This is a genomic window from Rothia sp. SCPM-O-B-18226 (M350) (assembly GCF_058213595.1).
In genome coordinates this window covers 427,866-454,084 of record NZ_JBYQJS010000001.1, presented here as the reverse complement: position 1 = coordinate 454,084, position 26,219 = coordinate 427,866, and the positions used below count along the sequence as shown (strand labels likewise).

The window sequence follows — 26,219 nt, the reverse complement described above, 5'->3', positions numbered from 1 at the left end:
TCAGGCCTCATTGCATGCCGGGCCCGCCCCGGCGCGCCGCCGCGGGTGCGCCCACCGATTTAGCTAACCACTACACAGGAAAGGAAGTACAGTATGGTACCCGCCCCTAACGGTCTGAATAAGGCACCCAAACCCAAGCCCACCGAGCCGGCGCCCATGACCGGCGTTATCCACATCGGCAACGACATCTCCAAGATCGAGCGCGCGGACTCCCGCGGCGACCGCATCGAGAAGGGCGAGAAGCGATCCTACTTCAGCCTGGAGGAAGAGTTCGGCCCCGAGCGTTTCTTCGACCGCGAGAGCAGCTGGCTCGACTTCAACACCCGCGTGCTGGAGCTGGCGGAGGATCCGGACCTGTACCTGCTGGAGCGCCTGAACTTCCTGTCCATCGTCGCTTCCAACCTCGACGAGTTCTTCATGGTGCGCGTGGCCGGCCTGAAGCGCCGCATCGCCACCGGACTGGCCGTGCCCTCCGCCGCCGGTCTGAGCCCCGAGGAGCAGATGGAGGAGATTGCCGAGCGCGCCCACAAGCTGCAGGAGCGCCACGCCAAGGTATTCCACGAGCAGGTGCTGCCCGCCCTGGAGGAGCAGAACATCCGCATCGTGAGCTGGGAGGATTTGGACACCGACGCCAAGGTACGCCTGCGCCAGGATTTCATGCGCGACATCTTCCCGATTCTGACCCCGCTGGCCGTGGACCCGGCTCACCCCTTCCCCTACATCTCGGGTCTTTCGCTCAACCTTGCCGTGCTGGTGCGCAACCCGCAGACCGGCAAGGAGCTTTTCGCCCGCGTCAAGGTACCCGATCAGCTGGACCGTATGGTCTCCGTGGACGGTGCCCGCGCCGCCAACACCGCCGGCCGCGAGAGCCGCTACATTCCGCTTGAGGACATCATCGCGGAGCATCTCGACACGCTCTTCCCCGGCATGGAGGTTGTGGAGCACCACGTCTTCCGCGTGACCCGTAACGAGGATCTCGAGGTGGAAGAGGACGACGCCGAGAACCTGCTGAAGGCCCTGGAGAAGGAGCTTCTGCGCCGCCGCTTCGGCCCGCCGGTGCGTCTGGAGGTTGAGGATACTATTAACCCCACCATCCTCGACCTGCTGATTTCTGAACTGAACATCGACGAGTCCGAGGTGTACCGCCTGCCGGCCCCGCTGGATTTGCGTGGCCTGAGTGCCATCGTGCGCGCCAACCGTCCGGCGCTGCACTACCCCAAGCACATTGCGCACACCTCCCGCTGGCTCAACGCCGCCGAGACCGCCAAGGAAGCGGATGTCTTCGCCGCAGCCCGCGACCACGACGTGCTGCTGCACCACCCCTACGATTCCTTCGCCACCAGTGTGCAGGCTTTCCTGGCTCAGGCCGCCGCCGACCCGCGCGTGCAGGCCATCAAGCAGACCCTGTACCGCACCAGCGGCGATTCCCCCATCGTGGACGCCCTGATTGAGGCCGCCGAGGCCGGCAAACAGGTCGTGGCGCTGGTCGAGATTAAGGCCCGCTTCGACGAGGAGGCCAACATCTCGTGGGCTCGCAAGCTCGAACGCGCCGGCGTGCACGTGGTGTACGGCATCGTGGGCCTGAAGACGCACTGCAAGCTCTCCCTGGTGGTGCGCCGCGAGGGCAACCACCTGCGTCGTTACGCCCACATCGGCACCGGTAACTACCACCCCTCCACGGCCCGTTTCTACGAGGACCTGGGCATCATCACCTGCGACGAGCAGATTTGCGAGGACGTCTCGCGCCTGTTCAACCAGCTCTCCGGCTACGCCCCGAAGACCAGCTACAAGTCGCTGCTGGTTGCACCCCGCTCCCTGCGTAGCGGCCTGATTGAGCGCATCGACCGCGAGATTGAGAACCACCAGGCGGGTAAGCCGGCCAAGATTCAGATCAAGTGCAACTCAATGGTGGACGAAGCCGTCATCGACTCGCTCTACCGCGCTTCCCAGGCGGGCGTGCCGGTGGATGTGGTCGTACGCGGTATCTGCGCCCTGCGCCCCGGCGTTCCCGGTCTGAGCGAAAACATTCGTGTGCGCTCGATTCTGGGCCGCTTCCTGGAGCACTCGCGCGTGTTCGCCTTCGAGAATGCGGGCGATCCGGTCGTGTACATCGGCTCGGCCGACATGATGCACCGCAACCTGGACCGCCGCATCGAGGCGCTCGTACAGATCAAGGATCCGCGCCACATCAAGTACCTGCTCGATATGTTCACCATCTACATGAGTGATTCCTCGCGCACCTGGCACCTGGCCGCGGACGGCACCTGGACCCGTCACAACACCGATAGCGAGGGCAAGCCCCTGCAGGATGTGCAGTCCTACTACCTGCGTTCGCGCTCGCGTAAGAACGTGGATAAGGTCTAGGCCGGTATCGTCCCTTCCACAAGGAGCCCCACTTCCCACCCCGTACGGTGGGGAGCGGGGCTCCTTCGCTATCCTGCGTCGGTTTGCCGGTTCCCGCACGCCCACCCAGACATAACCCGGATGCAACCCGGACGCAAAGGTGAACAGAAGGTTACGTCAAGGTGACAGGTTGTGGTTTTTCTCCCGTACAATAAGACGCGGAACCCGGCGCTTCCACCGCGCCGTGCAGACCCAACCACCAAGGACTAGAGAGACATGGCCCCGCAGGATTCCTCCTCCATCTACTACTCGGCCCGACGCTTCGACGCGGTGAACAGCGTCGACCGTTCCCCCGCCAACACCGCAGAAATCGTTGCTGCCGGCGCGCTGATTTGGCGCGTGCGCGACGATGTCTTCGAGGTGCTCATCATTCACCGACCCAACTACGACGACTGGTCCTGGCCCAAGGGCAAGCAGGACCCGGGCGAGTCCCTCGCAGAAACCGCAATCCGCGAGATTCGTGAGGAAGTGGGCCTGCAGGTGACCCTGGGCGTGCCGTTGGCTGTCACCTCCTACCCCGTGGGCGGCCGTCCCAAGGATGTCTTCTACTGGTCCGCTCAGCTCCCCGAGGGCGCTCGCGCCCTGGCCGATGAGGGTGAAGTGGACGAGCTGCGCTGGGTGACCCCCGAGGTGGCCCGCGCCTTGCTGACCAACCGTGATGACCTGGGCCCGCTGGATTCCCTCGAGGCTCTGCGCGAGGCGGATGCGCTGCGCACCCGCCCCGTCATCATTGCCCGCCACGCGAAGGCCAAGCCGCGTTCGCACTGGGCCGCCGCCGAGGATGACCGTCCGCTGGCCGGCACCGGTAAGCGCCAGGCCCTCGCCTCCAGCGGCCTGTACGCCGCCTGGGCGCCCAACCGAATCCTCTCCTCGCCGTGGCTGCGCTGCCTGCAGACGGTGACCCCCTACTCCGTGGAGCACGGCGTGGCGGTCAAGGAGAAGAAGTCCCTCTCGGAGGCCGGCGCTCAGCGTCACCCGGCGCGCACGACCCGTACCGTGGCCTCCCTCTTCGAGAAGGACGCCCCCTCGCTGCTGTGCACGCACCGCCCCGTGCTGCCCATCGTCATGGAGGTTCTGGGCGAGCACCTGTGGGAGGGATCGCCCGCTGATATCCTGCCGGCCGCCGACCCCTACCTGGAGCCCGGCGATGCCCTGGTGCTGCAGGTGACCGAGGGTGAGAACCCGCGCATCGTTTCGGTGGAGCGGGTACGCCCGGCCCTGGACTAGCCCTCCGCTTTTAACTTCTGACCGCGAACGCGCCGATTCTTACTCCTCGGCGCGTTCGCGCGCTTCTACAATGGATAAACGGCCCGGCACGAACCGCGCCCGGCCATCCCGCACGGACTACCACGAAGGCTTATCATGAGCGACGCACCCATCCCCACCCCGTACGAAGATCTTCTGCGCGACATCCTCGAGGAAAACAAGGACGCCATCGCCGCCGACGCTCAGCGTTCCGACCGCACCGGCACCGGCACCTTCGGCGTGTTTGGCCGCCAGATGCGCTTCGACCTGCGGGATTCCTTCCCGCTGATTACCACCAAGCGCGTGCACTTTAAGTCGGTGGCAATTGAACTGCTGTGGTTCCTGCGCGGTTCCTCGAACGTCCGCTGGTTGCAGGAGCGCGGCGTGACCATTTGGGATGAATGGGCCGACGAGAACGGTGACTTGGGTCCGGTGTACGGCGTGCAGTGGCGTTCCTGGCCGACCCCCGACGGAGGCACGATCGATCAGATTGCCAAGGTCATCGACTCGCTCAAGAACAACCCCGCCTCGCGCCGCCACATCGTTTCGGCGTGGAACCCGGTCGAGGTGGACAACATGGCGCTTCCGCCCTGTCACGCGCTCTTCCAGTTCTACGTGCACGAGCGCCTGGACGGCGTGAAGGAGCTCTCCTGCCAGCTGTACCAGCGTAGCGCGGACATGTTCCTGGGCGTGCCCTTTAACATCGCCTCCTACGCTCTGCTGACCTACCTGATCGCCGAAGAGGTCGGCATGGTTCCGGGCGAGTTCGTGTGGACTGGCGGCGACTGCCACATCTACTCGAACCACCTGGAGCAGGTGAAGAAGCAGCTGGGTTACGGCACCGATCCGGAGGGCAACCCCTACCCGCCGCGCGAGCCCTACCCGTACCCGAAGCTCGTTATTAAAACCAAGAAGCCTTCTATTTTCGATTACGAGTACGAAGACTTCGAGCTGGTGGATTACAAGCACCACCCGGGCATTGCCGCCCCGATTGCGGTCTAACTACAGGTAGCTCTAGGAGGCATGATGTATTGTCTGGGTGCTATTTGGGCTCAAACCGATGCCGGAGTCATTGGCCGCGCGGGGGATATGCCCTGGCGCGCCCCGGAGGATTTGGCGCACTTCAAGGCGGTCACCCTGGGGGCTCCGGTCATCATGGGGCGCCGCACGTGGGAGTCCTTCCCGCCGCGTTTCCGTCCGCTGCCGGGCCGCACGAATATTGTGATTAGCCGTTCGGTTTCTGAGGCTGAAGAACGCGATGGTGCCCTGTGGGTTCCCTCGCTGGATGCGGCCCTGTACGCGGCTCGCGACGCCGTGGGCGCACCGATTGAGCCGAATCCCGAACTGCCGGAAAGCACCGCGGCTAACACCCCTACCGTTGATGCCTGGATTATTGGCGGCGGTTCCGTGTACGCGGAGGCGCTCTCCCGCAACGACCTGCCCGCCTTCGGTCGGGTGGAAGTGGTGGAGCGTACGTTCTTCTACTGCCAGGAAGGCAACGAGATTACCGGCGATACGCGAGCGCCCGAACTGCAGCTCGCGGACTCTCACGGAAACTGCGCGGTAGGCTCCCCGAACGGATGCTGGCACGTGGTCTCCGAGACGGCCTGGGAGAAGAGCGAGAAGGGGTATCTGCTCGATGAGTCGGGCACGAAGAACCCCATGTACTTCTCCTTCCAGAGGCTCGAACGTCTCCCTAAAGGACGCATCCCGTAAACTGCATCTCAAGCCCGCGGATACTTCACCCGGAGTGCCGCGGGCTTGAGCGTTTAACCCGCCCCGAGCACCCCGAGGATAAGCCTCGGCGGTAAGCTCCGCGCCTCCGCGGGATGTTCCGTTCCGAATACCAGATTTTTTGTACGGTGTTATCCCGGATGCGCCAACCTGAGAGTACACTGGGAACCATGAACTTTAATCCCGGTGACTCTGTAGGTTTTGTTGGCTGGCGCGGCATGGTGGGCTCGGTCCTCATGAAGCGCATGGTTGAGGAAGGCGACTTCGAGGGCATTACCCCCGTCTTCTTCACCACCTCTAACGTTGGTGGCCAGGCGCCCACCTTCGACGGCGTTCTCGAGCCGTCCGAGCTGAAGGACGCCTACGACATTGATGAGCTGCGTAAGCACTCGATTATTGTGACCGCTCAGGGCGGTGGCTACACCGAGGCCGTGCACCCGAAGCTGCGCGCGGCCGGCTGGGACGGCCTGTGGATTGACGCCGCCTCTACCCTGCGCATGAACGATGACTCCATCATCGTGCTGGACCCCATTAACCGCGACGTCATCGACCGCGGCCTGGCCTCCGGCGTGAAGGACTACATCGGCGGCAACTGCACCGTCTCCTGCCTGCTGATGGGTCTGGGCGGTCTCTTCAAGAACGATCTGGTCGAGTGGGCAACCTCTATGACCTACCAGGCCGCTTCCGGCGGCGGCGCCCGCCACATGCGCGAGGTGCTCGCACAGTTCCGCGACCTGGGCAATGAGGTGGCCGCCGAGCTGGACGACCCCGCATCCGCAATTCTGGACATTGACCGCAAGGTTCTGGCCAAGCAGCGTTCCGGCGAGCTGGATTCCACCCAGTTCGGTGTGCCGCTCTCCGGCTCCCTGATTCCCTGGATTGATTCGGATCTGGGTAACGGCCAGTCCCGTGAGGAGTGGAAGGCTGAGGTCGAAACCAACAAGATTCTGGGCCGTTCCGCCGACGATAAGGTCACCATGGACGGCCTGTGCGTCCGTATCGCCGCGATGCGCTCGCACTCTCAGGCGCTGACCATCAAGCTCAAGAAGGACCTGCCGCTGGAGGAAATCGAGCGTATCATCGCCGAGGATAACCCCTGGGTTCGCTTCGTGCCGAACGAGCGCGAGGCCTCGATGGAGCAGCTGACCCCCGTGGCCGCCTCCGGCTCCCTGGAGATTCCGGTTGGCCGCGTGCGCAAGCTGGCCATGGGCCCCGAGTACATTAGCGCGTTCACCGTGGGTGACCAGCTGCTGTGGGGTGCCGCCGAGCCGATTCGCCGCATGCTGCAGATTGCCGTGGGCAAGCTCTAAAGCTCGCTGACTAGAACATACGAAAGCCCTCGCTTTCCATCCCCGACGGATGGAGGCGAGGGCTTTTGCTCTGTCAATAGCGCCGGCGGATGGGATGCAGGCGTGAGGCGGGCTCTAGCGTTGCTGAGCTCGGGCCGCCTTGCGTGCGGCTTTGCGTTCCTTACGCTGCTGGCTCCAGGCGCGGTAGCGGTACCAGGCGGTGAGCACCACGTGCTTCATGAATCGGTTGGCGCGGCGGGCCCAGGTAAATTCGGTGCCCCAGATGCCCAAGCCGATGAAGATGAAGAGCCAGCCGGGGCCGGGGGTGACGAGCATGATGAGCCCGGCGATGAAGCAGAAGGCACCCACACCGATCACGAGGGGCTTGTAGAGGTGCCGCAGGACCGGATGCGCGTTCATACGCTCCTTGCGGGCTTCGAGCCAGCGGTGAAAGCGGCTGGTTTCGCTTTCCTTGACTTCGTCTTCGATGGTTTTCAGGGGTGGTCCTTCCAAACGGGCGGCGAGTTTCGCCGAGCGGCGGGCTGGTTAGAGAATATCATCTGCTGCTGGGCGGGGGCTGTGAAGGATTTCTTAATCTATGAGATTTTTTGTCATCTTCACGTTTTTTCGTTTCTATAGTGTTCAAGTCGAAAATACCTTTATACACTGTAGGGGAAACAATTCACCGGCATTACGCCTAAACACTAAGGAAGCGACCCACCACCGTGTCCTCCTCCCGTCCCGTCTCAACGGACTCATCCAGCACCAACGCCGCTGCGCCCGCCACGGAACGCAACGCCGCACCCACTCTCAACGAGCGCCTCGAAAACCTCCCCTTCACCCGCGCCCACGGCAAGCTCCTGGGCATCTCGGGCCTCGGCTGGGCACTCGACGCCATGGACGTAGGCCTTATCTCCTTCGTCATGGCCGCGCTCCTCAAGGAATGGCACCTCAGCCCCACCGAGGCTTCCTGGCTCGGCTCCATCGGTTTCGCCGGCATGGCACTCGGCGCAACCTTCGGCGGTCTGCTCGCCGATAAGCTCGGCCGCCGCTATATCTTCGCCCTCACCCTGCTGATTTACGGCTTGGCGACCGGCGCCTCCGCCCTGGCAACCTCCCTGGGTGTACTGCTCGTCTTCCGTTTCCTGGTCGGCCTGGGTCTGGGTGCCGAGCTGCCCGTGGCCTCCACGCTCATCTCCGAGTTCTCGCCCCGCTCCATCCGCGGTCGCGTCGTGGTCGCTCTTGAAGCATTCTGGGCCGTCGGCTGGATTCTGGCCGCCGTCATCGGCACCTTTGTCGTTCCCCAGGCCAACGGCTGGCGCTGGGCCCTGGCCATCGGCCTGATTCCCGCCATCTACTCGCTGGTGGTCCGCATGGGCACCCCCGAGTCCGTGCGCTTCCTGGAGTCCGTCGGCAAGCACGATGAGGCCCGCCGCGTCGTCGAGCGCTTCGAAGCCTCCCCCGCTCTCTTCCCCAAGGCGCAGAAGGCCGAGGAGGCCGCCATCCACAGTACCGAGGAGAGCACCGACAACGCCGAGTCCGCCAAGATTCACTCGATTTGGGCCGCTGGTCAGCGCCGCAAGACCATTGCCCTGTGCATCATCTGGTTCTGCATTAACCTCTCCTACTACGGCGCCTTCATCTGGATTCCGGCACTGCTGAGCGCTCAGGGCTTCAGCCTGGTCAAGTCCTTCGCGTTCACACTCATCATGACCCTCGCGCAGCTGCCCGGTTACGCCATGGCCGCCTACCTCATCGAGAAGTGGGGCCGCCGCGCTACCCTGGCCGCCTTCCTGATTGGATCCGCGCTGGCCGCGGCGGGATACGGCCTGGCACACTCCGACGTGTTCATCATCATCGCCGGTTGCCTGCTCTCCTTCTTCAACCTGGGTGCCTGGGGTGCGCTCTACGCCCTGAGCCCGGAAATCTTCCCGACTCACCTGCGCGGCACCGGCACCGGTGCGGCGGCCGGTATTGGACGCCTGGCCTCGATTGCGGCACCGCTCGTCGTGCCCCCGCTCGTGGCCTTCGGCGGCACCCCGCTGCTGTTCACGCTCTTCGCTCTGGCCTTCCTGACCGCCGCAACCACGGTGTTCTTCCTGCCTGAACGTCGCGGCCAGTCGCTCTAACCGCGATTCGCTGTAAACCCGCACGCCGTGCCCTCCCGCAGCTTTTGGGGAGGGCACGGCGTTCTTGTGGGCCATAATGGTTGAAGACCTAGAATACGTCTGTGAGGGGTCACCACAATGCTTGATTCTTTTGTACCCACCGCCTACCGGACAGAGTTCACGCCATGGCCCGTAAGCGAGCGCTACGCCACCGCCCGCCGCGCGGGAACGCCCGAAGCCCAGCTGCTCCCCGGCGAGCTCACGGTGCATCGTAGCGACGGGGCTTCCATGAGCTACTACCTGGACTGGCCGGAGAACTTCGGGCCCACCGATAAGCCGATTGCATTGAGACCCCGGTACAAGAACTCCTACCCGCAGGACTTCGTGCTCACCGTGCAGGTGCGCGATGCGCAGCTCCTTTTCAGCGTGTCCTCGCGTAGCTTCTGGGAGCAGCGTGACGGTCGCGCGGTGGAGCGCGGGTTGATAGCCCGCGGCTACCTTCCGCTGGATGCGCCCGGAACGCCCCGGCACAATGAGAACCGGGGCGAGGCGGGGGCTTCTTCCCCCGAGGTCTCTTCCGCCCCGCCTCTGCTCGGCTGGAATATCACCGACATCTACCCGGCCCGCATGGCGCTGATTCGTGCACTCTGTGAAGGCCTCTGTGCATCTCTCACGGCGCAGGCCGCTGTTCTGGCCCCCGGCGAGGCCCGCGTGGACGAACTCGGGGACAGGCTGCGGGCTGTACATCTGAACCCCTCCGAACGCCCGGATGAGGCAGAGGCGGGCCGGGAGGTTTCCGCGGGCATGGTGCGCGCGCTCATCATTGAGCAGGATGAATCCGCGGGCGGCGAGGCCCAAGCCTACTACGCCAACGTGCTCTCGCCCGTGCCGAACGAGTTCGGCAATATCGTCTGGTCCACCCGCGAGGACGCCGAATACTTCCCCTACCGCCCCGTGAGGCACAAGCCGATTTTCCACGCTCCCTGCCCCCGCGAACGGGTCCCCTTTGCCGTACAGGCACTCGTGCGGCATCTGCCCGAGGCTCCCGCAGCTACCGACCGCAAGGCCCCTCCGCGGAGCTAGACCCTACCGGCCCCCGGCGAGTCCCCCTCGGCCGATCCCCGTTAGGTTGCATCCGGCACGGTCACTTCCGGCACAGTCGCTTGCGGTCAGGCAGGCTCCGGGCGGAATAACCGCTTCCCCATTAACGCACGATGCCCCGGTTCCGCTTCACACGAAACGGAACCGGGGCATCGTCACTACAATGGCGTCTAGATTTCGCCGTTGACCACGACGGGCTCGGGAACCAGGGTCACGCCAAAGCGCTCGCGCACGCCGTCACGCACGGCGCGAGCAATCGCGAAGATATCCTCGGCGGAGGCGCCGCCGCGGTTCGTAATGGCCAGGGTGTGCTTGGTCGACAGGCTTGCGCGGCCGTGGGCAATCTCGCGGGACTCACCCTCCAGACCGAAGCCCTTGTCGAAACCGGCGTGCTGAATCAGCCAGGCCGCAGAGAGCTTCACGCGGTCCGGGTCCTCGGTGCCAGGGCCGAAGGGGTTCACCTTGGTAATGACCGGGAAGTTCGGGGCGCCCTCGGGCAGGGACTCCAGGGTCGAGCGGGGCACAATCGGGTTGGTGAAGAACGAACCGGTCGAGAAGGTGTCGCGGTCCTCGGGGTTGAGCACCATGCCCTTGGAGCCGCGCAGTTCCAGAACCTTCTGGCGTACCAGCGCGGAGTCGGCGCGTTGACCGGGCTCCACGCCCAGGCTCTTAGCCAGCTCGGCGTACTTAATCGGGGAGGAGAGGCTACCCAGGGTGAACTGGAAATCGACGGTCAGCACCACGTAGCGGGGCGAGCCGTTGACGGTTGCGCGCTTAAGTACCGAGTCGCGGTAGCCGAAGCGCAGGTCTGCGCTCGCGAAGGTCTTCAGGGCGTTCTTCTCGCGGTCCCAGGTGCGTACGGAGGCGATGAACTCGCCCACCTCCACGCCGTAGGCTCCCACGTTCTGCACGGGGGTTGCACCCACGGTGCCGGGGATGCCGGAGAGGGCGGCGGGGCCGACCCATTCGTTCTCGATGCTGAGCTTTACGAAGTCATCCCAGATGGTGCCGGCCTGGACGCGCACGTTGGCGCCGCCGCAGGCGGGAATGGGTAGCTTCTCCACGCCGTCGGAGGCGATGTGCACGACGGTTCCGTCGAATCCCGCGTCGGAAACCAGGAGGTTGGAGCCTCCACCGACAATCAGGACGGGGTCACCGGCGGCGTCTGCAGCGGAGACTGCTTCGATGATTTCTGCCTCGGAGGTGGCGCGGACGTAGGTCTTAGCGGGGCCGCCTACCTGGGCGGTGGTCAGTTCGCTCAACAGCTTTTCAGTCATAGGTTAAGAATAGCGGGCGTTGCGGGAGGTCAACACCCGCCACGCGTTAAAGTCACTGAAACCTTATGGTGATTTTACCTTCATTTTCCGCCGCACCTTTCTCAGAAAACGCAACTACCCCGCCGGTAAGCGCACAAAAGCGGTGAGCGTGCAGCCGAGCATGCAAAAGCCCCGGCACCACCGCAACGGGTAGCGTCGGGGCTTTCACACAGCTATCTGCGAGCACAGAAACTCTGTGCCGAGGGACTATGCCGAAAGACGCACCAGAGCCTGGCTCTTCATCAGAACCTTCTGTTCCTTGCCTTCCTCATCACGAGCGGTGACAGTCAGGTCGATGCGGGCGGTGCGCTCCTCCTCATTCAGGGCGCCCACCTTACCGCTGATAGTCAGGGCGTTCGTGGGGGTGTCGGGGTTTTCGCCGCCGGGTGCATCCGCCACGGGAACGGGCTTGGTGAATCGAGTCTGGTAGTCCACAATCGCGCCGGGGTCGCCCACCCAGTCGCTCACGAGCTGCACGGCGGTACCCATGGTCAGCATGCCGTGAGCAATCACGCCGGACAGACCCACCGACTGAGCAAAACGCTCGTTCCAGTGAATCGGGTTGAAGTCACCGGATGCGCCAGCGTAACGCACCAGCGAAGCGCGGGAAAGCTCCACGGTACGCAAACCGATGTCCTGGCCCTTTTCAAGATCTTCAAAACGCACCATTAGTTTTCCTCCTCGGCACGAACCAGCAGGGAAGAAATGCAGGTGGTGACCGGCTCGCCCTGGGCGTCAACGATTTCTTCGCGGGTGGTCAGCATTGCGCCGGCACCCATAACGCGCACGGAGTCCACGTGAACCTCGGTGCGCAGCTCGTCACCGGCCACGATGGGGCGGTGGTGAGTGAAACGCTGGTCGGCATGCACGACGCGCGAGAAGTCGATGCCCGCGGACTCGTCGTTGATGAGTGCCGCGTCGGCTGCCTGCGCCAGGATAATGGCGAAGGTCGGCGGGGCAATCACATCTGCGTACCCTGCCGCGCGGGCTGCCTCAACGTCGTGGTGGAGGGGGTTTTCTGCGTGAACTGCTCGGGCAAACTCGCGGATCTTTTCGCGACCGACAACGTAGGTGTTCTCGGACGGGTAGACCCTGCCCACAATCTCAGGGTTAATGCTCATGATTTCAGTCTACCGTTCTTGTGCACAGTGTTCAGCTCGAACGCGCAGAGTGGACAGACCGCTGTGCAAGTAACCGGCATGCAGGCGTGCAGTATTTCGTCGCATTTTTACCTGCTAGCGAAGGCCCCTACCCATCCAGCCCAAGCAGGCGTAGGCTGGGCGAGTACCCGCAATCAATCAAGAAGGAAAAATTGTGTCTTCCAACGTAAAAATTTCGGTTCTCGACCTGATGCCGCACCGCTCCGATCAGAGCCAGCACCAGACCATGCTCAACACCATCGACGCGGCGCGCGCGGCCGAATCCTTCGGCTACGAGCGTTTCTGGGTTGCCGAGCACCACAACGCCGGCTCCCTGCTCTCCTCCGCAACCGTCGTGGTCATGGCCGAGATTGCCGCCGCGACCGAGCGCATCCGCGTGGGCTCGGGCGGCATCATGCTCCCCAACCACGCCCCCTACGTGGTGGCCGAGCAGTTCGGCACCCTCAACGCCTTCCACCCCGGCCGCATCGACCTGGGTCTGGGCCGCGCGCCGGGTACCGACCCGATGACCGCCGCCGCGCTACGCCGCGATGACTCGGCCGCCATGAGCTTCCCCGCGGAGGTTCAGCAGCTACAGCGCTTCCTGGGCGAGCCCTCCCCCATGCATCGCGTGCACGCCATCCCGGGCCAGGGTTCGAAGGTTCCCATGTACATTCTGGGTTCCTCCCTCTTCGGCGCGCAGCTTGCCGCGCAGCTGGGCCTGCCCTACGCCTTCGCCTCGCACTTTGCGCCCACCATGCTGCAGGAGGCTGTTGATACCTACCGCGCGAATTTCAAGCCCTCCGAGCACCTGGCCGAGCCCTACGTCATGGTGGGCGTGACCGCAATGCTCGCCGATACCGATGAGCGGGCACGCTACCTGTACACGAGCCAGCAGCAGCACTTCCTGGGCGTGGTGCGCGGCAATCTGTCTTTCGCACCCCCGGTAGAGGACATGGACGCCATCTGGACCGAGACGGAGAAGATGCACATCGACCGCATGACCGCTGAGGCGATCGTCGGCTCCCCCGCAACCGCGCAGGCTCGCATTGAGGACCTGGTGGCACGCACGGGCGCTGATGAGCTCATCGTCATGACCGAGGCATGGGAGCATGAGGACCGCCTGCGCTCCTACGAGCTGCTGTCCCAGCTGCCGGTGGTGCGCCGCGCCTCCTAACGCTTTGATCAGAGCATAAAGATGAAGCCCCCGAGTTTTTCTCGGGGGCTTCGCTATGCCCGGTATCGAGCCGTGCGCTGGGCACCTGCAGACCGGGCTTCAGGTAAAGAAAATAGGCAGACAAAATTGGCAAACAAAAAAGCCTGCCTCCGAAGAGACAGGCTTATCTGAGCCCCGACCGGGAATCGATCCCGGGACCTCCATCTTACCAAGATGGCGCTCTACCACTGAGCTATCGGGGCGTAGCGGTGGACGGGCTCGATCCGTCGACCTCACGATTATGAGTCGTGCGCTCTAACCAGCTGAGCTACACCGCCACATCATTAACGCCGCATAACGGGCTAATGACAGAGCCCCGACCGGGAATCGATCCCGGGACCTCCATCTTACCAAGATGGCGCTCTACCACTGAGCTATCGGGGCAACAGGTAAAACTATACATGGCTTTGGGGGCACCCGCAAGCGCGAATAGTATGGCATACACCACAATTTTATCCTCGGGAAATAGCTCCTCCACTCTCCCCGCCATGCCGCCGCAGCCGGACGCCTAAGACAGGCAAAAGGCCGGCGGAGAAACGGATAATTCGTCCCCCACCGGCCTGGATGCTTTGGGCCCTCCCCGCGCTACGCGACGCTCCGGTCACGCGGCGCGGGATACGGCTTCCGGGCTACAACACCCGCTTAGTAGCGCTTGCCGCGACCGCCGCGGTAGCCGTCGCGACGGTTATCGTCACGACGGTTATTACGGCCGCCGAAGTCGCGGTTACCGTACTCGCGGCCGCCGCGGTCATCGCGGCGAGCACCGCGGTCGTCACGACGCTTGAAGTCGCGGTCGCCGCCAAAGTCACGACCACCGTCACGATTACCGCGGTAACCACCCTCGCGACGGTTATCGTCACGACGGTTATTACGGCCACCCTCACGGCGGTCGAAGTCGCGGTAGCCGCCCTCGCGACGGCCGCCGCCGAAGCCGCGTCCGCCACCCTTGGGGCCGTTGTCCTTACGGATGTTGATGAACTCACCGGCAATCTTGGTGTCGCGCAGACGATCGAAGAAGTCGCGCGGCAGGTCCTGGGGCAGGCCCACAATGGTGAAGTGCTGACGGATATCAATCGAGCCAATCTGCGAACCCTTGATGCCGCCCTCGTTAGCCAACGCACCCACGATGGCGCCCGCGGTCACACGGGAGGAACGGCCAACGTTCAGCTTGTAGTTGACCATGCCCTCGTCGTTGTGCACGCGCTTGCCCTTGCGGCCGCCGCGATCCGAATCATCGTCGGAGAAGGGGCGGGAGTTGCGGGCGATGTCCTCAGACTCGTCCAGGAAGAACGGGCGACCCTGCTGAGCGATAACGGCCAGTGCGGCCGCGATATCCTCGGCGGTGGTGTCGTGCTCGTTCTCGTAGTCCTCAATAATCTGGCGGAAGAAGCTCAGGTCCTCGGACTCGATGGTCTCGGTAATCTGCTGGGCGAAACGCTGCTTACGGGTCTCGTTCACGGCCTCCGCGGTCGGCATGTGCATGGGCTCGACCTTCTGGCGGGTAGCCTTCTCGATCTGGCGCAGCATGTACTTCTCGCGCGGGGTCACGAACAGAATGGCGGCACCCTCGCGGCCCGCACGACCGGTACGGCCAATGCGGTGCACGTAGGACTCGGTATCGTGGGGGATGTCGTAGTTGACGACCAGGGAGATGCGCTCCACATCCAGGCCGCGTGCCGCCACGTCGGTTGCCACGAGGATGTCGATGCGGCCGTCGCGCAGGGCATCCACGGTGCGCTCACGCAGCTGCTGGGGAATGTCACCGTTGATGGCAGCCGCCGCAAAGCCGCGGGCCTTCAGCTTGTCGGCGACCTCCTCGGTCTCCTTCTTGGTGCGCACGAAGACGATAATGCCGTCGTAGTTTTCAACCTCGAGCACTCGGGTCATGGCGTCCAGCTTGTGGGAGTGCATAACCTGCATGTAGCGCTGGGAGATATTGGCGCTGGTGGTGGTCTTAGCCTTCACGCGAATCTCGACCGGATCGGTCAGGTACTGCTGAGCGATCTTGCGGATCGAGTTGGGCATGGTGGCGGAGAACAGGGCCACCTGCTTGCTGTCGGGGGTGCCTTCGAGGATCTTCTCCACGTCTTCGGCGAAGCCCATGCGAAGCATTTCGTCGGCCTCGTCCAGAACCAGGTACTGCAGGTTGGACAGGTCCAGGGAGCCCTTTTCCAGGTGGTCAATCACGCGGCCGGGGGTACCGACGACGACCTGCGCACCGCGGCGCAGGCCGGCCAGCTGCGGGCCGTAGGGGGAGCCGCCGTAAATCGGCAGCACGGTGAAGTCCTCCATATGGGTTGCGTAGGAGGAGAAGGCCTCTGCAACCTGCAGGGCCAGCTCGCGGGTGGGGGCCAGGACCAGCACCTGGGTGTCGCGGGAGACGCCGTTGATGTCGGCGAGCTCAGCCATGCGGGAGAGGGCCGGCAGCGCGAAGGCTGCGGTCTTACCGGTACCGGTCTGCGCCAGACCGACCACGTCGCGGCCCTCAAGCAGCAGCGGGATGGTCTGTTCCTGAATGGGGGACGGCTTCTCGTAGCCGACCTCTTCCAGAGCGGCCAGGACGCGGGCGTCCAGGCCCAGGTCGGTAAAGCGCACGCCCGCTTCCTCAGCCTTTTCGGCGGGGGCGTCTGCGGTGGTTTCTGCGGTAGTCTCCGCCGCAGTTTCTTCCGCGGCGGGGGTCTCAACGTTGTTCTCAGCGGTCACAACGGTCTCTGCCTCGGCGTTCAGTTCGGCCGGGGTAGCGGTATTCTCAGTCAATTTTTCCTCTATACGGTAGGGGTGGATAGCGCACGCTCTTCGGCGCTTACCGGGTGTCCCCTTCACGGCCCAGTCACATGCGTCCGGCGTTCAGTTCGGCCGACGGTTTCACCGCACACACCCGGTTATCCCCTCGCGCGGGGCGCAGAGGGCACAGTGAGGGTGTGAGGGTTACTGCTGGGAGCGGTCTTGAATTTCTCGCTACACAATTGGAGACTCGTACGTCATCGCGCCGAGAACGCGCACCGGGCGCGCGGGACGGAGAGGGGTACGGTCAATTGTGCTCACATAAGGCGTCACGTATTCCTGGCGTGGGGCCTCACCCGTATGGTGTATCAGTCTGTAACAGCAGACGCGTCAGGAGGCTTTGACCAGAGATCGTTCAGAGAAGCCCGAGTGCGGCGGAGCCGCAACTTTCGGGGCGTATCAATCGGTGATGGTGAGTACGGCGCACTTTCCGAAATGACACCACCTGGGGTGCTCGGTGCGCACAAGACCTTCATCGGGGGTTCCCGTGTTTATACAGTGTACCGCAGGGTCCCTTCCTCGGCTATAAAAAGGTGCTTAAAACCTCATCTCTTAGGCACGAGCGCCCACCCTCACTCTTGGAGGGTGGGCGCTCATCTAGAGGCTTAGCCGAGGGGCTAGTCGACGCGGCGCACGATATCGATCGTGCCGACGGTCGCGTGCTTAGCATAGGAGTGGCCGTAGCGGTCAGCGGCGTACTGGGCCACATTCGCCGGAGGATTACCACCCCAGGAGTTATTGCTGCGGTCAATCACCACGTACTCGGGGGCCGGCTCGCCGGTATGACCAATCCAGTAGACGGTGCGACCAGGAATCAGCTGCGTCAGAATGGACAAATCCGAGGCCACGGTAACGCCCTCGGGCACCTGCTGCACGGCCTTGAGTTTCATCTGATCGCTGGAGGTCAAAGCGGAGTCGGTAAACTGCGAGTTCGCCAGGGCTGCGAGAGGCTGCGTAGAGCCCGGCACGAAAATCGGGGAAGCGGCCAAGAAAAGCGCTACGACAGGAAGAATCCACACCGGCAGGTTGCGAACCCGGATGCGGCTGCGACCGGAAGGCTCCTTGGGGGCGTCGGGAACCTCGGCGGGCTCCGCGAGTTTGCGGGCCGGAATCGCACCGTAGCGCATCCGTAGCACGGTATCCAGCAGGGCGCAGAAGACGACCGGCATCAGCACCAGAGAGTAGTGCCAGGTGCTGGCCCAGTAGGACTCCATCGTGGAGAGCAGACGCCACGCGATGGTCGGCAGAGCCACCAGCGCAAGGGGCGAACCAACCCACAGCACCGCACCCGTGATGAGTAGCAGGCCCAGGGTCGCCATCTTCGTGTTGTTATTCATCATCTGAATCAGGGAGCCGAAGGGATCCCCAACGGCAGCGGCAACATTCACCTTGTCGGCGTAGTCAAAGGTTCCGCCGCTGTTGAAGTAGGGCAGAATCACGGCGATTGAGACCACCGACCAGAAGATGCCCCACACAATTACCATGCTCGACTCGGCAACCGCGCGAGTGCGGGCCCAGGAGTGGTATAGGGAACGCAGGCGAACGCGGAACGAAGCCGGTTCTCCCTCAGAGAGGCGGGGCAGCAGAATATCGTACGCGACACCCAACCAACCGCTACGAATCAGGGCCACAACGCCGATGACGGCCACGGTTACGCCCATATCCTCCTTGACGAAGGCGATGGGTAGCGCCCACCAGCAGGCGCGGGCAAGGTATCGGTTTCGTTCGTCGCCGCTCACGCGCGAGGCGAGCACCAGATAGCCCAGGCTCACGGTCAGCAGGGGCACGGCAAAGGCCACTTCGTGGAACTGTGCGGCGACGGCCTGCTGCACGCCAAAGCTCAGGGCGAAGCCCGCACCGAGCAGAAGACCGGTCAGCGTCGGCACGAACCGCTGGAACCGGGACGGCTCAGCTTCCTCACCGGTTCGGGAGGCTCGAGCCAGGGTAAAGGCACGCTGGGTGAAGAAGACGATGGCACTCGTTGCGGCCGCAATTAGGGCGTTCTGCACAACGAGCAGGGTCGTGGGCGAGGGAAACATCCCGTAAATCGGCCCCAGCAGCATCAGAATGGGGTGAAAGTGATCGCCCCAGAGGTTAAAACCGGGCCCCTTAACCGGCACGATTGGTGCGGAGAAGTGCGAGTACGCCTGGGCCATCTGCGTGAAGATTGCCAGGTCCCACGAGGGGGTCACCCAGTGCTTAACCTGCTGCAGCGAGTAGTAGGTGTACAGCGCCATAACGGCCACGCCCAGCACCAGTCCGGGGAGCAGGTCAAGCAGACGGATGCGCTTGAGGCGCTCGCGGAGGCCCCCGGCGACGCCCGACCGGGAAGCTGAGCCGCCGGTGGTTCGAGGCCTCGTCGGAGCCGCGCTCTGTGCGGCCACTTCCGTCTCTTCCGATGCCATGGGCGTCCTTCCCTCGGGAGCGCATCCGTCGAAGCCCGGGTTTCACCGCCAGCCCTGTGATGCACTGTACACACTCCTTATCACTCTAGGGTAGCGTATGAGTCCGGGACGCTCCATCGCCGGGCTCCGTCGGCTCGAAGCCCAGAACCCGGCCGCGTAGACTGGTGCTGTGAGCACGCAACCCCCCTCGACCCCCCGGACGCTGCCCCCGGCGCCGGGCGCTAACCCGCACCCGCTGGCCGCGGCGCGCCTGCCCTATGCCCCGGGACCGTTGCGTGCCGAACCGCGCGTGACGATTCGCTCGCTCTCCCCCGCGGGTACGCGCTCCCTGTCGGGCACCCTCGCGCCCGAGTCCTGCGAGGTTATCGTCGAGCCGCAGGTTCCCGTGCACCTGGCGCAGACGCTGGGTGCGCTGAGCCGAGGCGCGAGCGATCCGGCCTACCGCGCGCTCAGCCGAGAGGCCGGAGCCGAACGCATCTGGATTACGGCCCGCACGCCGGAACATAACTTTCCCGCGGTGCTCTTCGCAGAGCGCCTTCCCGATTCCGCGACGGGCTCTCCCGATTCCGCGGCGGCCGCCCTTCCGGCCCTGCACCGGCTGCTGATGCGCCCCGTCCGCGTTCGCATCTGGGCTTCCTACGACTCCGCCGAGCGGCAGCTGGCGGCGCGCCACGACGTACGAGCGCTGGCCGATGAGATGACCTACTGGCTGGGTCTGCACGACCGTCCCGAGGATTTCGCGTCCCTTCCCTCGTTCGGGGAGCTCCCCGAGCGCGTCCGTACCGCGTGGCGGGCCAACCCCGGGCTACGGCTAAGCGCCTCGGGCCAGCTGGACCGGCACGTACTCAACGCCATCGTGGAACAGCGCATCACGCAGACCGAAGCCTTCAGGGCGTTGCGGTGGATTCTGTACCGGCACGGCGAACCTGCCCCGGCAAGCGGCCTACCCACTCAGCCCGAGGGCATGCGCGTCTACCCCACGGCCCGCACCCTGGCGGCCATCCCCACCTGGGATTGGCACCGGGCTGGCGTGGATAAGAGCCGCTACGATGCGGTGCGCGCCTACGCCCGCTCCGCCCCCGCCATCGCTCGGGTTGCCGGCACCGGCGATGTCACCGCCCTGGCCCGGGCGCTCAACACGCTACGCGGAGTAGGCCCGTGGAGCATTGCCGAAACCCTCCAGCGCGTCTGCGGGCATCCGGACGCTATCAGCGTCGGCGATTACCATCTGGCCCACTCGGTTGGCGAACTGCTCGGGGGCCGCCGCACCGATGATGCGGGCATGCTCGCCTTGCTCGCCCCCTACAGCCCGCACCGGCAGCGCGTGGTGCGCTACATGTACGCCTCGGGCTTCTGGAAGCAGCGCTTCGGCGCGCGCATGAGCATTGAGGATCACCGCGAGCGCTGAGTGCCCGGTGAGAGCACAAGCAACGGGGCGCACCCTCCGGCTAATCCGGTGGGTACGCCCCGTTCAAGCTCTGATGCGTGGTTGAGCTTACTTCTTCTCTGCGGAACCTTCAGCCGCTGCAATCTCTGCACGGACCTTGTCCATGTCGAGCTCGCGGATCGAGCTAATCACGGTCTCGAGCTGGTCCGCGCGCAGTGCACCAGCCTGCTGGTACACCAGGATACCGCCACGGAAGCCCATGATGGTGGGGATGGAGGTAATGCCTGCGGCCTGGGCGAGCTGGCCCTGGGCCTCGGTGTCAACCTTGCCGAAAACGATGTCGCTGTGCTTCTCCGAAGCCGCCTCGTAGACGGGGGAGAACTGCTTGCAGGGACCGCACCAATCTGCCCAGAAGTCCAGGAAGACGATGTCGTTGCCCTCAACGGTAGAAGTCAGGTTCTGCTGAGTAATTTCAATAGTAGCCATGTGATAACGCTACACCTTCTACACCCCAATCGCTAATTGTTCGCCCTGGGATTCAAACATTGTGAAAGATATGACAAGCAGCCGTCATAGTTAGCTCTTTACGCGGTAGTTTCCGCCGAGTTTTAGGCGTGCCGCGGGAACTCCAGTGAAGGTTCCTGTGGCCGATTGTGGAGGCGCGCTACCCGGCAGGCACAAACCGTACCGGGACTTCGCTGAGGAGCATCATCGCGCAGATGCGCCTCACCGCTAAGCTTTTGGTTTTAGATGCACAAAAGCCCGGTTACTTTCGTAACCGGGCTATTTGTGGCAGGTGAGGGATTCGAACCCCCGTAGGCAGTGCCAGCTGATTTACAGTCAGCCCCCTTTGGCCGCTCGGGTAACCTGCCGCCTAGCTAGGTGCTAGTTGCTCGCTCACGCGAACAGAGACTACTCTACAGCAGATTGCGAGCCGTGTACACTTCAGAGCTAGATTTGTGACGAAGGTTATACTCGATGATGGCTCTTGGTCCGGAGCCCCGTAAGAACGGCAAACCTCACGACTATCAGTCTGGGAGGCACCCAGCCTAGAAGGAACGGGAGGGTATATCGCCGTCTTGCTCAAGCAACAGCACAATCTCAAGGTGCTCCAGGTAGCGGCGCGCCTGCTCAACCGTGCACATGCCGCCGGAAATTTCGCGCTCCAGGTCGCGACGAACGCCGCAGAATCGAGCTACGAGCGAAGGCTCCGTCAGGGTGATGCCAATACCGTCGAAGGGAGAGGGCTCAGAATCCTCGTCGGGGAGCTCGAGCTGAAGGCTTTCCAGGGAAGGTTCGGGGGCGAGGCGCTCGGCCTCGGGAATATCCTCGGGTTCAGGACTCAGAGAATTATGCAAGTCCATAAAGAGAAGGGTCTGCAGGTCTCGAGCTTCTTCGCTCGCTTGCACGTCCGTCACGGACAGGTCATAAGTGGTCATACTTCTATTATCCTCTTCAAAGGTTAGAGTGACCTGTAAAACAGGTCGGCATTTCTGTTAGTTAGCTGTGAACAACTCCGTAGACCCGGTAGGCTAGTACTAACCGGTGCCCCGGCACCCCGTTCACGAAAGGAATATCCATGGCTAGCGAATCTTCGTTCGATATCGTCTCCAAGGTCGACAAGCAGGAAGTATCCAACGCCCTGCACCAGGCCCAGAAGGAAATCTCCCAGCGCTACGACTTCCGCGGCGTCGGCGCCGAAATCGACTACTCCGGCGACAAGATCCTCATTAAGGCAAACGCCGAAGAGCGCGCCCTGGCCGTACTGGATGTGTTCCAGTCGAAGCTGGTCAAGCGCGGCATCTCCCTGAAGTCCCTGGACGCGGGCAAGCCCTACGCCTCCGGCAAGGAAACCCGCATCGAGTGCTCCATCAAGGAAGGCATCGCGCAGGACCAGGCAAAGAAAATCTCCAAGATGATCCGCGAGGAGGGCCCCAAGGGCGTGAAGGCGACCATCCAGGGCGACGAGCTGCGCGTTTCTTCCAAGTCTCGCGACGATCTGCAGGACGTTATCGCCATGCTCAAGTCCGCCGACCTCGACGTCGACCTCCAGTTCGTCAACTACCGCTAAGCGCTCGGGGTCCAATGGAGCCGGCGGATGCACCCGTCGCATCCGACGCGCACCATCGAGCGCAAAAAATCCTCGGGACGACTACTTCCACAGTAGCCACCCCGAGGATTTTTGTCTGTAGCCCCGTCATCGCGGGTCACAATCGTCACGCCGGGTCATCTTCCGACTCGGCGGGTTTGACGAAAAAACTATGCGGGCTTGCTCAGCCTAGTACTGACCCATTTCGCGGGCCATCTGCTGCAGGCGTGCGATGCGCTGATTCATCGGCGGGTGGGTGGACATCACGTTCTGCAGGGAGCCGAAGGGGTTCGCAATCATCATGGCGCTTGCCGCCTGAGTGCTGCGGTTGTTCGGGTCCATCGGGTACAGAGAGACGCCGTGCTCAAGCTTATTCAGGGCGGAGGCCAGGGCGATGGGGTCACGGGTCAGACGTGCGCCATCCTCGTCCGCGTCATACTCGCGGGTACGGCTAATGGCCATCTGAATCACCTGCGTAGCAATAGGGGCCAGCAGAGCAATCACGAACGCCGCAAGGGGGTTGGCCCGGTTATCGTCGCGGTTCGAGCCGCCGAACATCGCACCAAAAGAAAGCACCTGGGCGATCATGCCGATAATGGAGGCGATACCCGCCGCCACGGAGGAGGTCAGAATATCGCGGTTGTACACGTGCATGAGCTCGTGGCCGAGCACGCCGCGCATCTCACGCTCGTCCAGCAACTGCAGGATGCCCTCAGTGCAGCACACGGCCGCGTTCTGCGGATTACGGCCGGTCGCGAACGCGTTCGGGGTCATCGTGGGGGCCACGTAGAGGCGGGGCATCGGCTGGCCGGCGGTGCGCGAGAGCTCCTCCACGATGTCATAGAGCACCGGCACCTCATCGCGGGTGACCGGGTAGGCGTTCATCGAACGCAGAGCCAGCTTATCGGAGTTCCAGTAGGTGTACGCGACGCCGCCCAGGCTCAGCAGGCCCATAATCCAGATGAAGGATGAGGATTTAAAGGCTGCCGACAGCAGGCCGCCAATGAGCAGCATAAGGCCCACCATGGACCCCATAAGAAGGGTGGTTTTAAGGCCGTTGTGGTGACGATGCATGAGGAACCTCCTGAGCTCCAAAGTGCGGGTGGACAGCGCGGGTAGACCGCGCTTGACTCTTCAGGATACGGAAGCGGTCCGCCGCGCGCATCCCCGGAAGCGACAGATTCACCCAGAGCGTTAGAACGCAACCGGAAGTTCGAGCGGCTAAGGAATGGCCCCGGGGATGGTCACGAGCGGCACCTGCTCCAGGACCTGCGCGGTCGCGGTGGGGAAGATACCCAGCAGGAGGATGGTACCGTAGGCACCCAGAAAGATAGTGAAGAGCAGGCCCAGCATAATTTGCCCCTCCAGGTCGAAACCGGACCTGACGCTACGGTAGTGGGCGTAGAGAACGGGAGTTATGAGGGGCGTGCCAAAGAGCAGAACCATCAGCAGGATGTAGATGGGGTTCGTGAAGTTGTAGACCACGCTCGTACCCTCCCCGGTGGCTCCTCGACGACTTATCGGTCGCGCCTTCGTTGCGCGGCCCTTCGCTCCCGATTGTACGGCATCGCTCGGTACGGGAACGGGAGTCGCCGCCGATTCCTCGAGAACTGGAAGGGGGGGGCCGAAAAACGGTGAGTTGCCGCTGAGACCCCTCGGAGATTTATTATGAATTCATCATAATATTATGATGAATACCTCATAATAACGTGTAAAATGGGACCATGACAGACGTACACAACACCACAGACCTGAAGACAACCCCCATCCCAGAACAACAACTAGCCGGACCCGGATGCGCACACCTCACCGGGCTACCCGTCCTCTCCCCCATGAGCGACGAGCAGCTCGAGGAAGCCTGGACCACCGGCCTGCGCACCCACGGACGCCGCGTCACCAAGCAGCGACTCGCAGTGCTCCACGCCGTGCAGGACCACCCACACTCCACCGCGGACACCATCGTGCAGGCCGTGCGCGAGCGCATCCCCGCCATCACGGTCCAGTCCGTCTACGTCATTCTCGCGGACCTGACCGATATCGACCTGCTCCGCAAGTTCGAACCGCCCGGAACCCCCGCCCTGTACGAAACCCGTACCGGCGACAACCACCACCACGCCTTCTGCGTGCGCTGCGGCAAGGTTGAAGACGTCGACTGCGCCGTGGGTTCAGCCCCCTGCCTGACCCCCAGCGATTTTCACGGAATGGCGCTCTTCAGCGCCGATGTGCTCTACCAGGGCGTCTGCACCGACTGCCAGACCGAGGAAGAGGCCAAGCTCGCCCGCGCCCAGCGTGAGGCGGCGGCCCAGCTGCTGGGTAACTAACCGTTAAGCGCGGCGGCGCCCCGCATCCTACGCGTCGGCTGGATCCCGGAGCGCATCCGCCTGCTAAAAGATTGACCGCTAGAGACGACCATCGGGTCGCCGCTAGCGGTCAGCTGTTTTAAGTATGTTGAAGCTACATGCCGGGACGGGGCTGCGAGTCCACGATCTCCAGCAGCTCACGAATCTGCTGGGCGCTCAGCACGGTCGAGGGGTTAATCGCGTTTACCTTCACGCTCGGGGCGCCAATCTCCAGCGCGTAGCGCAGAATCTCCAGGGCGTTCGCCGAACGCACCTCAATATGCGGGTCCAGCGCCGCAATCTCAATCGGCGAGGTGAAGACCAGCAGACTCTGCGGGTTGCCGTTCTCGTCGGGATCAAACACGAACGAGGAACCCGAGGGGTCGTTCGGGTCCACGCCCACCAGCAGCACCGAGGCAGGAGACACGAGCGAACCCAGCAGCATCTGCATGTTGTCCTGGGTCAGCGCCATCTTCGCGCCATCGTTGCGGGGAGAGGTCACAATCCACTGCACCTGAGCGCGCTCAATGTAGCACTCGTGGTCGGTTCCGGGATCGACCACAATCAGGTCGAGCGCCTCGTTCGCGAGGAAATCCATGAAGACCTTCATCGCGGGCTCGCGAAGAATCAGCTCTTCTCCCTCGGATTCCTGGCGCACGTAGCTCTTACCCACGTGCTCCGAGGATGAGAAGACGCACAGGGCCTGCATGCCGGTCTCAGGCATGCGAATCACCTGGTGGGTCAGCACGGATTCGGGGCCCATCGGGTCGGTCTCCGAGGGAATCAGCAGCGAACCGGTCGCGTCCAGCAGAACATCGCCGCCGAGCATCGTGCGCACCACGTTAATGAGGGTGCGCTCCTGCACATCGTTGCGGAAGGTCTGCAGAGCAGCCACCAGGTAGGGATTCGGAATCTCGTGCTCGCTCGAACCCAGAGCCGCTGCGGCCGAGTGTCGGGCACGGCCCTCCATACGTTCGCGGGCCCACTCGGGCACGCGGGAAGCATCACGCGGGAACTCAGCCAGGTGCTCGCGCACGTCCGTGGCGGTCAGGGTGCCTTCGTTCTTCCAGTTATCCGGCTCGTCGTCGCGGTTGTACGATGCGCCGACGCTGAACTGCGGGTTGGGCCAGCCGGTAGCCGCCACCACGATAGATGCGGTGAACCAGGTGCCGCGGTTACCATCGTAGGCTGCGCGCTGCAGCTTGCGCACCTCAGCGATAATGGGCGAACCCTCCTTGAGGGGGCCAACCGTACCGATATACTCCTCGCCGTCACGGAATTCGCGCACCCGCACAAAAATCTGCCCCGCGAGAGGCTTCACGTCGAGTACCATTTCGCTCCAGCCGGGGTCGGCGTTCACAACGTCGAGCAGCCAGCTACCAATGTTATTGAGCGCGTCCTGGATGCGCGCAGCGCGGCTACTCGTCTCGGTGAGGCGGGGTTCAGTCATGTGTTCATACATCCTTGAGTGTTGAATTACGGCGCGGCAGAGTGCATCCGTGATTGCATGTGAAAAATCTATGGGCTTGCAGTGGTGCCGGAAAAAGCCGCTCACTTCGATTCTAACGAACGTGCCAGCTTCACGGTGATAGTTTACGCCGAAAGATGTATGTTCGCCCTCTCCTCGACGCTCCTTAAAACCCCGAGTCAGACCCCCCGCCCTC

Annotated in this window: 22 protein-coding genes and 4 tRNA genes; 11 read left to right on the top strand and 15 right to left on the bottom strand. The window is 63.4% G+C overall.

Annotated features, from left to right (window positions below):
- Positions 1 to 93: 93 nt before the first annotated feature.
- From AC3E6W_RS01975 to asd, 5 genes are all read left to right on the top strand, one after another.
- A complete protein-coding gene (locus AC3E6W_RS01975) occupies positions 94 to 2,364 on the top strand; it encodes an RNA degradosome polyphosphate kinase (RefSeq protein ID WP_080975241.1) in 2,271 nt (756 codons plus the stop codon).
- Between the two features lie 255 nt (positions 2,365 to 2,619).
- A complete protein-coding gene (locus AC3E6W_RS01970) occupies positions 2,620 to 3,630 on the top strand; it encodes an NUDIX hydrolase (protein WP_049331818.1) in 1,011 nt (336 codons plus the stop codon).
- 135 nt (positions 3,631 to 3,765) lie between these two features.
- Positions 3,766 to 4,650: a thymidylate synthase gene (locus AC3E6W_RS01965; protein WP_490652205.1), complete on the top strand. Its 885-nt coding sequence runs from the start codon at positions 3,766 to 3,768 to the stop codon at positions 4,648 to 4,650.
- Positions 4,651 to 4,674: 24 nt separating this feature from the next.
- Positions 4,675 to 5,364 carry a dihydrofolate reductase gene (locus AC3E6W_RS01960; protein ID WP_490652398.1) on the top strand — a complete coding sequence of 230 codons (690 nt, stop codon included), beginning with the start codon at positions 4,675 to 4,677 and terminating at the stop codon, positions 5,362 to 5,364.
- A gap of 188 nt (positions 5,365 to 5,552) precedes the next feature.
- Entirely contained in the window at positions 5,553 to 6,692 is a 1,140-nt protein-coding gene (gene asd, locus AC3E6W_RS01955; protein ID WP_049331813.1) for an aspartate-semialdehyde dehydrogenase, read from the top strand.
- A 114-nt stretch (positions 6,693 to 6,806) separates the two neighbouring features.
- Here the strand turns inward: asd and AC3E6W_RS01950 are convergent, their stop codons facing one another.
- Complete coding sequence (locus AC3E6W_RS01950) at positions 6,807 to 7,184, bottom strand: TIGR02611 family protein (protein ID WP_049331811.1); 378 nt, start codon at positions 7,182 to 7,184, stop codon at positions 6,807 to 6,809.
- A 212-nt stretch (positions 7,185 to 7,396) separates the two neighbouring features.
- On the opposite strand from AC3E6W_RS01950, the gene AC3E6W_RS01945 reads away from it, so the two are divergent.
- Both AC3E6W_RS01945 and AC3E6W_RS01940 read left to right on the top strand, forming a co-directional pair.
- Positions 7,397 to 8,800, top strand: a complete 1,404-nt coding sequence (locus tag AC3E6W_RS01945; protein ID WP_490652204.1) for an MFS transporter — start codon at positions 7,397 to 7,399, stop codon at positions 8,798 to 8,800.
- A gap of 117 nt (positions 8,801 to 8,917) precedes the next feature.
- Positions 8,918 to 9,862 carry a histidine kinase gene (locus tag AC3E6W_RS01940; RefSeq protein ID WP_490652203.1) on the top strand — a complete coding sequence of 315 codons (945 nt, stop codon included), beginning with the start codon at positions 8,918 to 8,920 and terminating at the stop codon, positions 9,860 to 9,862.
- A gap of 188 nt (positions 9,863 to 10,050) precedes the next feature.
- Here the strand turns inward: AC3E6W_RS01940 and AC3E6W_RS01935 are convergent, their stop codons facing one another.
- The 3 genes from AC3E6W_RS01935 to AC3E6W_RS01925 all read right to left on the bottom strand — a co-directional run bounded on the left by AC3E6W_RS01935 (position 10,051) and on the right by AC3E6W_RS01925 (position 12,317).
- Positions 10,051 to 11,157 (bottom strand): UDP-N-acetylmuramate dehydrogenase, encoded by a 1,107-nt coding sequence (locus AC3E6W_RS01935; protein ID WP_490652202.1) that lies wholly within the window; start codon positions 11,155 to 11,157, stop codon positions 10,051 to 10,053.
- A 246-nt stretch (positions 11,158 to 11,403) separates the two neighbouring features.
- Positions 11,404 to 11,865, bottom strand: coding sequence for a MaoC family dehydratase (locus tag AC3E6W_RS01930; protein WP_049346397.1), 462 nt, complete (start codon positions 11,863 to 11,865; stop codon positions 11,404 to 11,406).
- Positions 11,865 to 12,317 (bottom strand): MaoC family dehydratase N-terminal domain-containing protein, encoded by a 453-nt coding sequence (locus tag AC3E6W_RS01925; RefSeq protein WP_070483612.1) that lies wholly within the window; start codon positions 12,315 to 12,317, stop codon positions 11,865 to 11,867. Before AC3E6W_RS01925 ends, AC3E6W_RS01930 begins: the two co-directional genes overlap by 1 nt.
- 193 nt (positions 12,318 to 12,510) lie before the next feature.
- On the opposite strand from AC3E6W_RS01925, the gene AC3E6W_RS01920 reads away from it, so the two are divergent.
- Positions 12,511 to 13,512, top strand: coding sequence for an LLM class flavin-dependent oxidoreductase (locus AC3E6W_RS01920; protein ID WP_490652201.1), 1,002 nt, complete (start codon positions 12,511 to 12,513; stop codon positions 13,510 to 13,512).
- 170 nt (positions 13,513 to 13,682) lie between these two features.
- On the opposite strand, the gene AC3E6W_RS01915 is transcribed toward AC3E6W_RS01920, so the two are convergent.
- From AC3E6W_RS01915 to AC3E6W_RS01895, 5 genes are all read right to left on the bottom strand, one after another.
- Positions 13,683 to 13,754: transfer RNA gene (locus tag AC3E6W_RS01915), tRNA-Thr, on the bottom strand.
- A 1-nt stretch (position 13,755) separates the two neighbouring features.
- A tRNA-Met gene (locus AC3E6W_RS01910) sits at positions 13,756 to 13,829 on the bottom strand.
- A 34-nt stretch (positions 13,830 to 13,863) separates the two neighbouring features.
- Positions 13,864 to 13,935, bottom strand: a tRNA-Thr gene (locus AC3E6W_RS01905).
- Positions 13,936 to 14,193: 258 nt separating this feature from the next.
- The gene (locus tag AC3E6W_RS01900) at positions 14,194 to 16,308 is read right to left on the bottom strand and encodes a DEAD/DEAH box helicase (RefSeq protein WP_080975277.1); all 2,115 of its coding nucleotides are present in this window, start codon (positions 16,306 to 16,308) and stop codon (positions 14,194 to 14,196) included.
- A 644-nt stretch (positions 16,309 to 16,952) separates the two neighbouring features.
- Positions 16,953 to 18,740, bottom strand: coding sequence for a DUF2079 domain-containing protein (locus tag AC3E6W_RS01895; RefSeq protein WP_490652200.1), 1,788 nt, complete (start codon positions 18,738 to 18,740; stop codon positions 16,953 to 16,955).
- Between the two features lie 169 nt (positions 18,741 to 18,909).
- Between AC3E6W_RS01895 and AC3E6W_RS01890 the strand changes: the two genes are divergently transcribed.
- Positions 18,910 to 20,148, top strand: a complete 1,239-nt coding sequence (locus AC3E6W_RS01890; protein ID WP_490652199.1) for a DNA-3-methyladenine glycosylase family protein — start codon at positions 18,910 to 18,912, stop codon at positions 20,146 to 20,148.
- Positions 20,149 to 20,235: 87 nt separating this feature from the next.
- Here the strand turns inward: AC3E6W_RS01890 and AC3E6W_RS01885 are convergent, their stop codons facing one another.
- From AC3E6W_RS01885 to AC3E6W_RS01875, 3 genes are all read right to left on the bottom strand, one after another.
- Positions 20,236 to 20,613, bottom strand: a complete 378-nt coding sequence (locus tag AC3E6W_RS01885; protein WP_049346847.1) for a thioredoxin family protein — start codon at positions 20,611 to 20,613, stop codon at positions 20,236 to 20,238.
- A gap of 304 nt (positions 20,614 to 20,917) precedes the next feature.
- A tRNA-Tyr gene (locus AC3E6W_RS01880) sits at positions 20,918 to 20,999 on the bottom strand.
- A 177-nt stretch (positions 21,000 to 21,176) separates the two neighbouring features.
- Positions 21,177 to 21,566, bottom strand: coding sequence for a hypothetical protein (locus AC3E6W_RS01875; RefSeq protein WP_049346848.1), 390 nt, complete (start codon positions 21,564 to 21,566; stop codon positions 21,177 to 21,179).
- 140 nt (positions 21,567 to 21,706) lie between these two features.
- Here AC3E6W_RS01875 and AC3E6W_RS01870 point away from each other — a divergent pair, with 140 nt between their 5' ends.
- Positions 21,707 to 22,198 (top strand): YajQ family cyclic di-GMP-binding protein, encoded by a 492-nt coding sequence (locus AC3E6W_RS01870; RefSeq protein WP_049343233.1) that lies wholly within the window; start codon positions 21,707 to 21,709, stop codon positions 22,196 to 22,198.
- A 207-nt stretch (positions 22,199 to 22,405) separates the two neighbouring features.
- Here the strand turns inward: AC3E6W_RS01870 and htpX are convergent, their stop codons facing one another.
- Both htpX and AC3E6W_RS01860 read right to left on the bottom strand, forming a co-directional pair.
- Positions 22,406 to 23,290 (bottom strand): zinc metalloprotease HtpX, encoded by an 885-nt coding sequence (gene htpX, locus AC3E6W_RS01865; RefSeq protein WP_049346850.1) that lies wholly within the window; start codon positions 23,288 to 23,290, stop codon positions 22,406 to 22,408.
- 147 nt (positions 23,291 to 23,437) lie between these two features.
- Complete coding sequence (locus AC3E6W_RS01860; protein ID WP_049346852.1) at positions 23,438 to 23,701, bottom strand: hypothetical protein; 264 nt, start codon at positions 23,699 to 23,701, stop codon at positions 23,438 to 23,440.
- A gap of 239 nt (positions 23,702 to 23,940) precedes the next feature.
- On the opposite strand from AC3E6W_RS01860, the gene AC3E6W_RS01855 reads away from it, so the two are divergent.
- Positions 23,941 to 24,537 (top strand): Fur family transcriptional regulator, encoded by a 597-nt coding sequence (locus AC3E6W_RS01855; RefSeq protein WP_193389467.1) that lies wholly within the window; start codon positions 23,941 to 23,943, stop codon positions 24,535 to 24,537.
- 133 nt (positions 24,538 to 24,670) lie between these two features.
- On the opposite strand, the gene AC3E6W_RS01850 is transcribed toward AC3E6W_RS01855, so the two are convergent.
- The gene (locus tag AC3E6W_RS01850; protein WP_049331777.1) at positions 24,671 to 26,005 is read right to left on the bottom strand and encodes an SseB family protein; all 1,335 of its coding nucleotides are present in this window, start codon (positions 26,003 to 26,005) and stop codon (positions 24,671 to 24,673) included.
- Positions 26,006 to 26,219 lie beyond the last annotated feature (214 nt).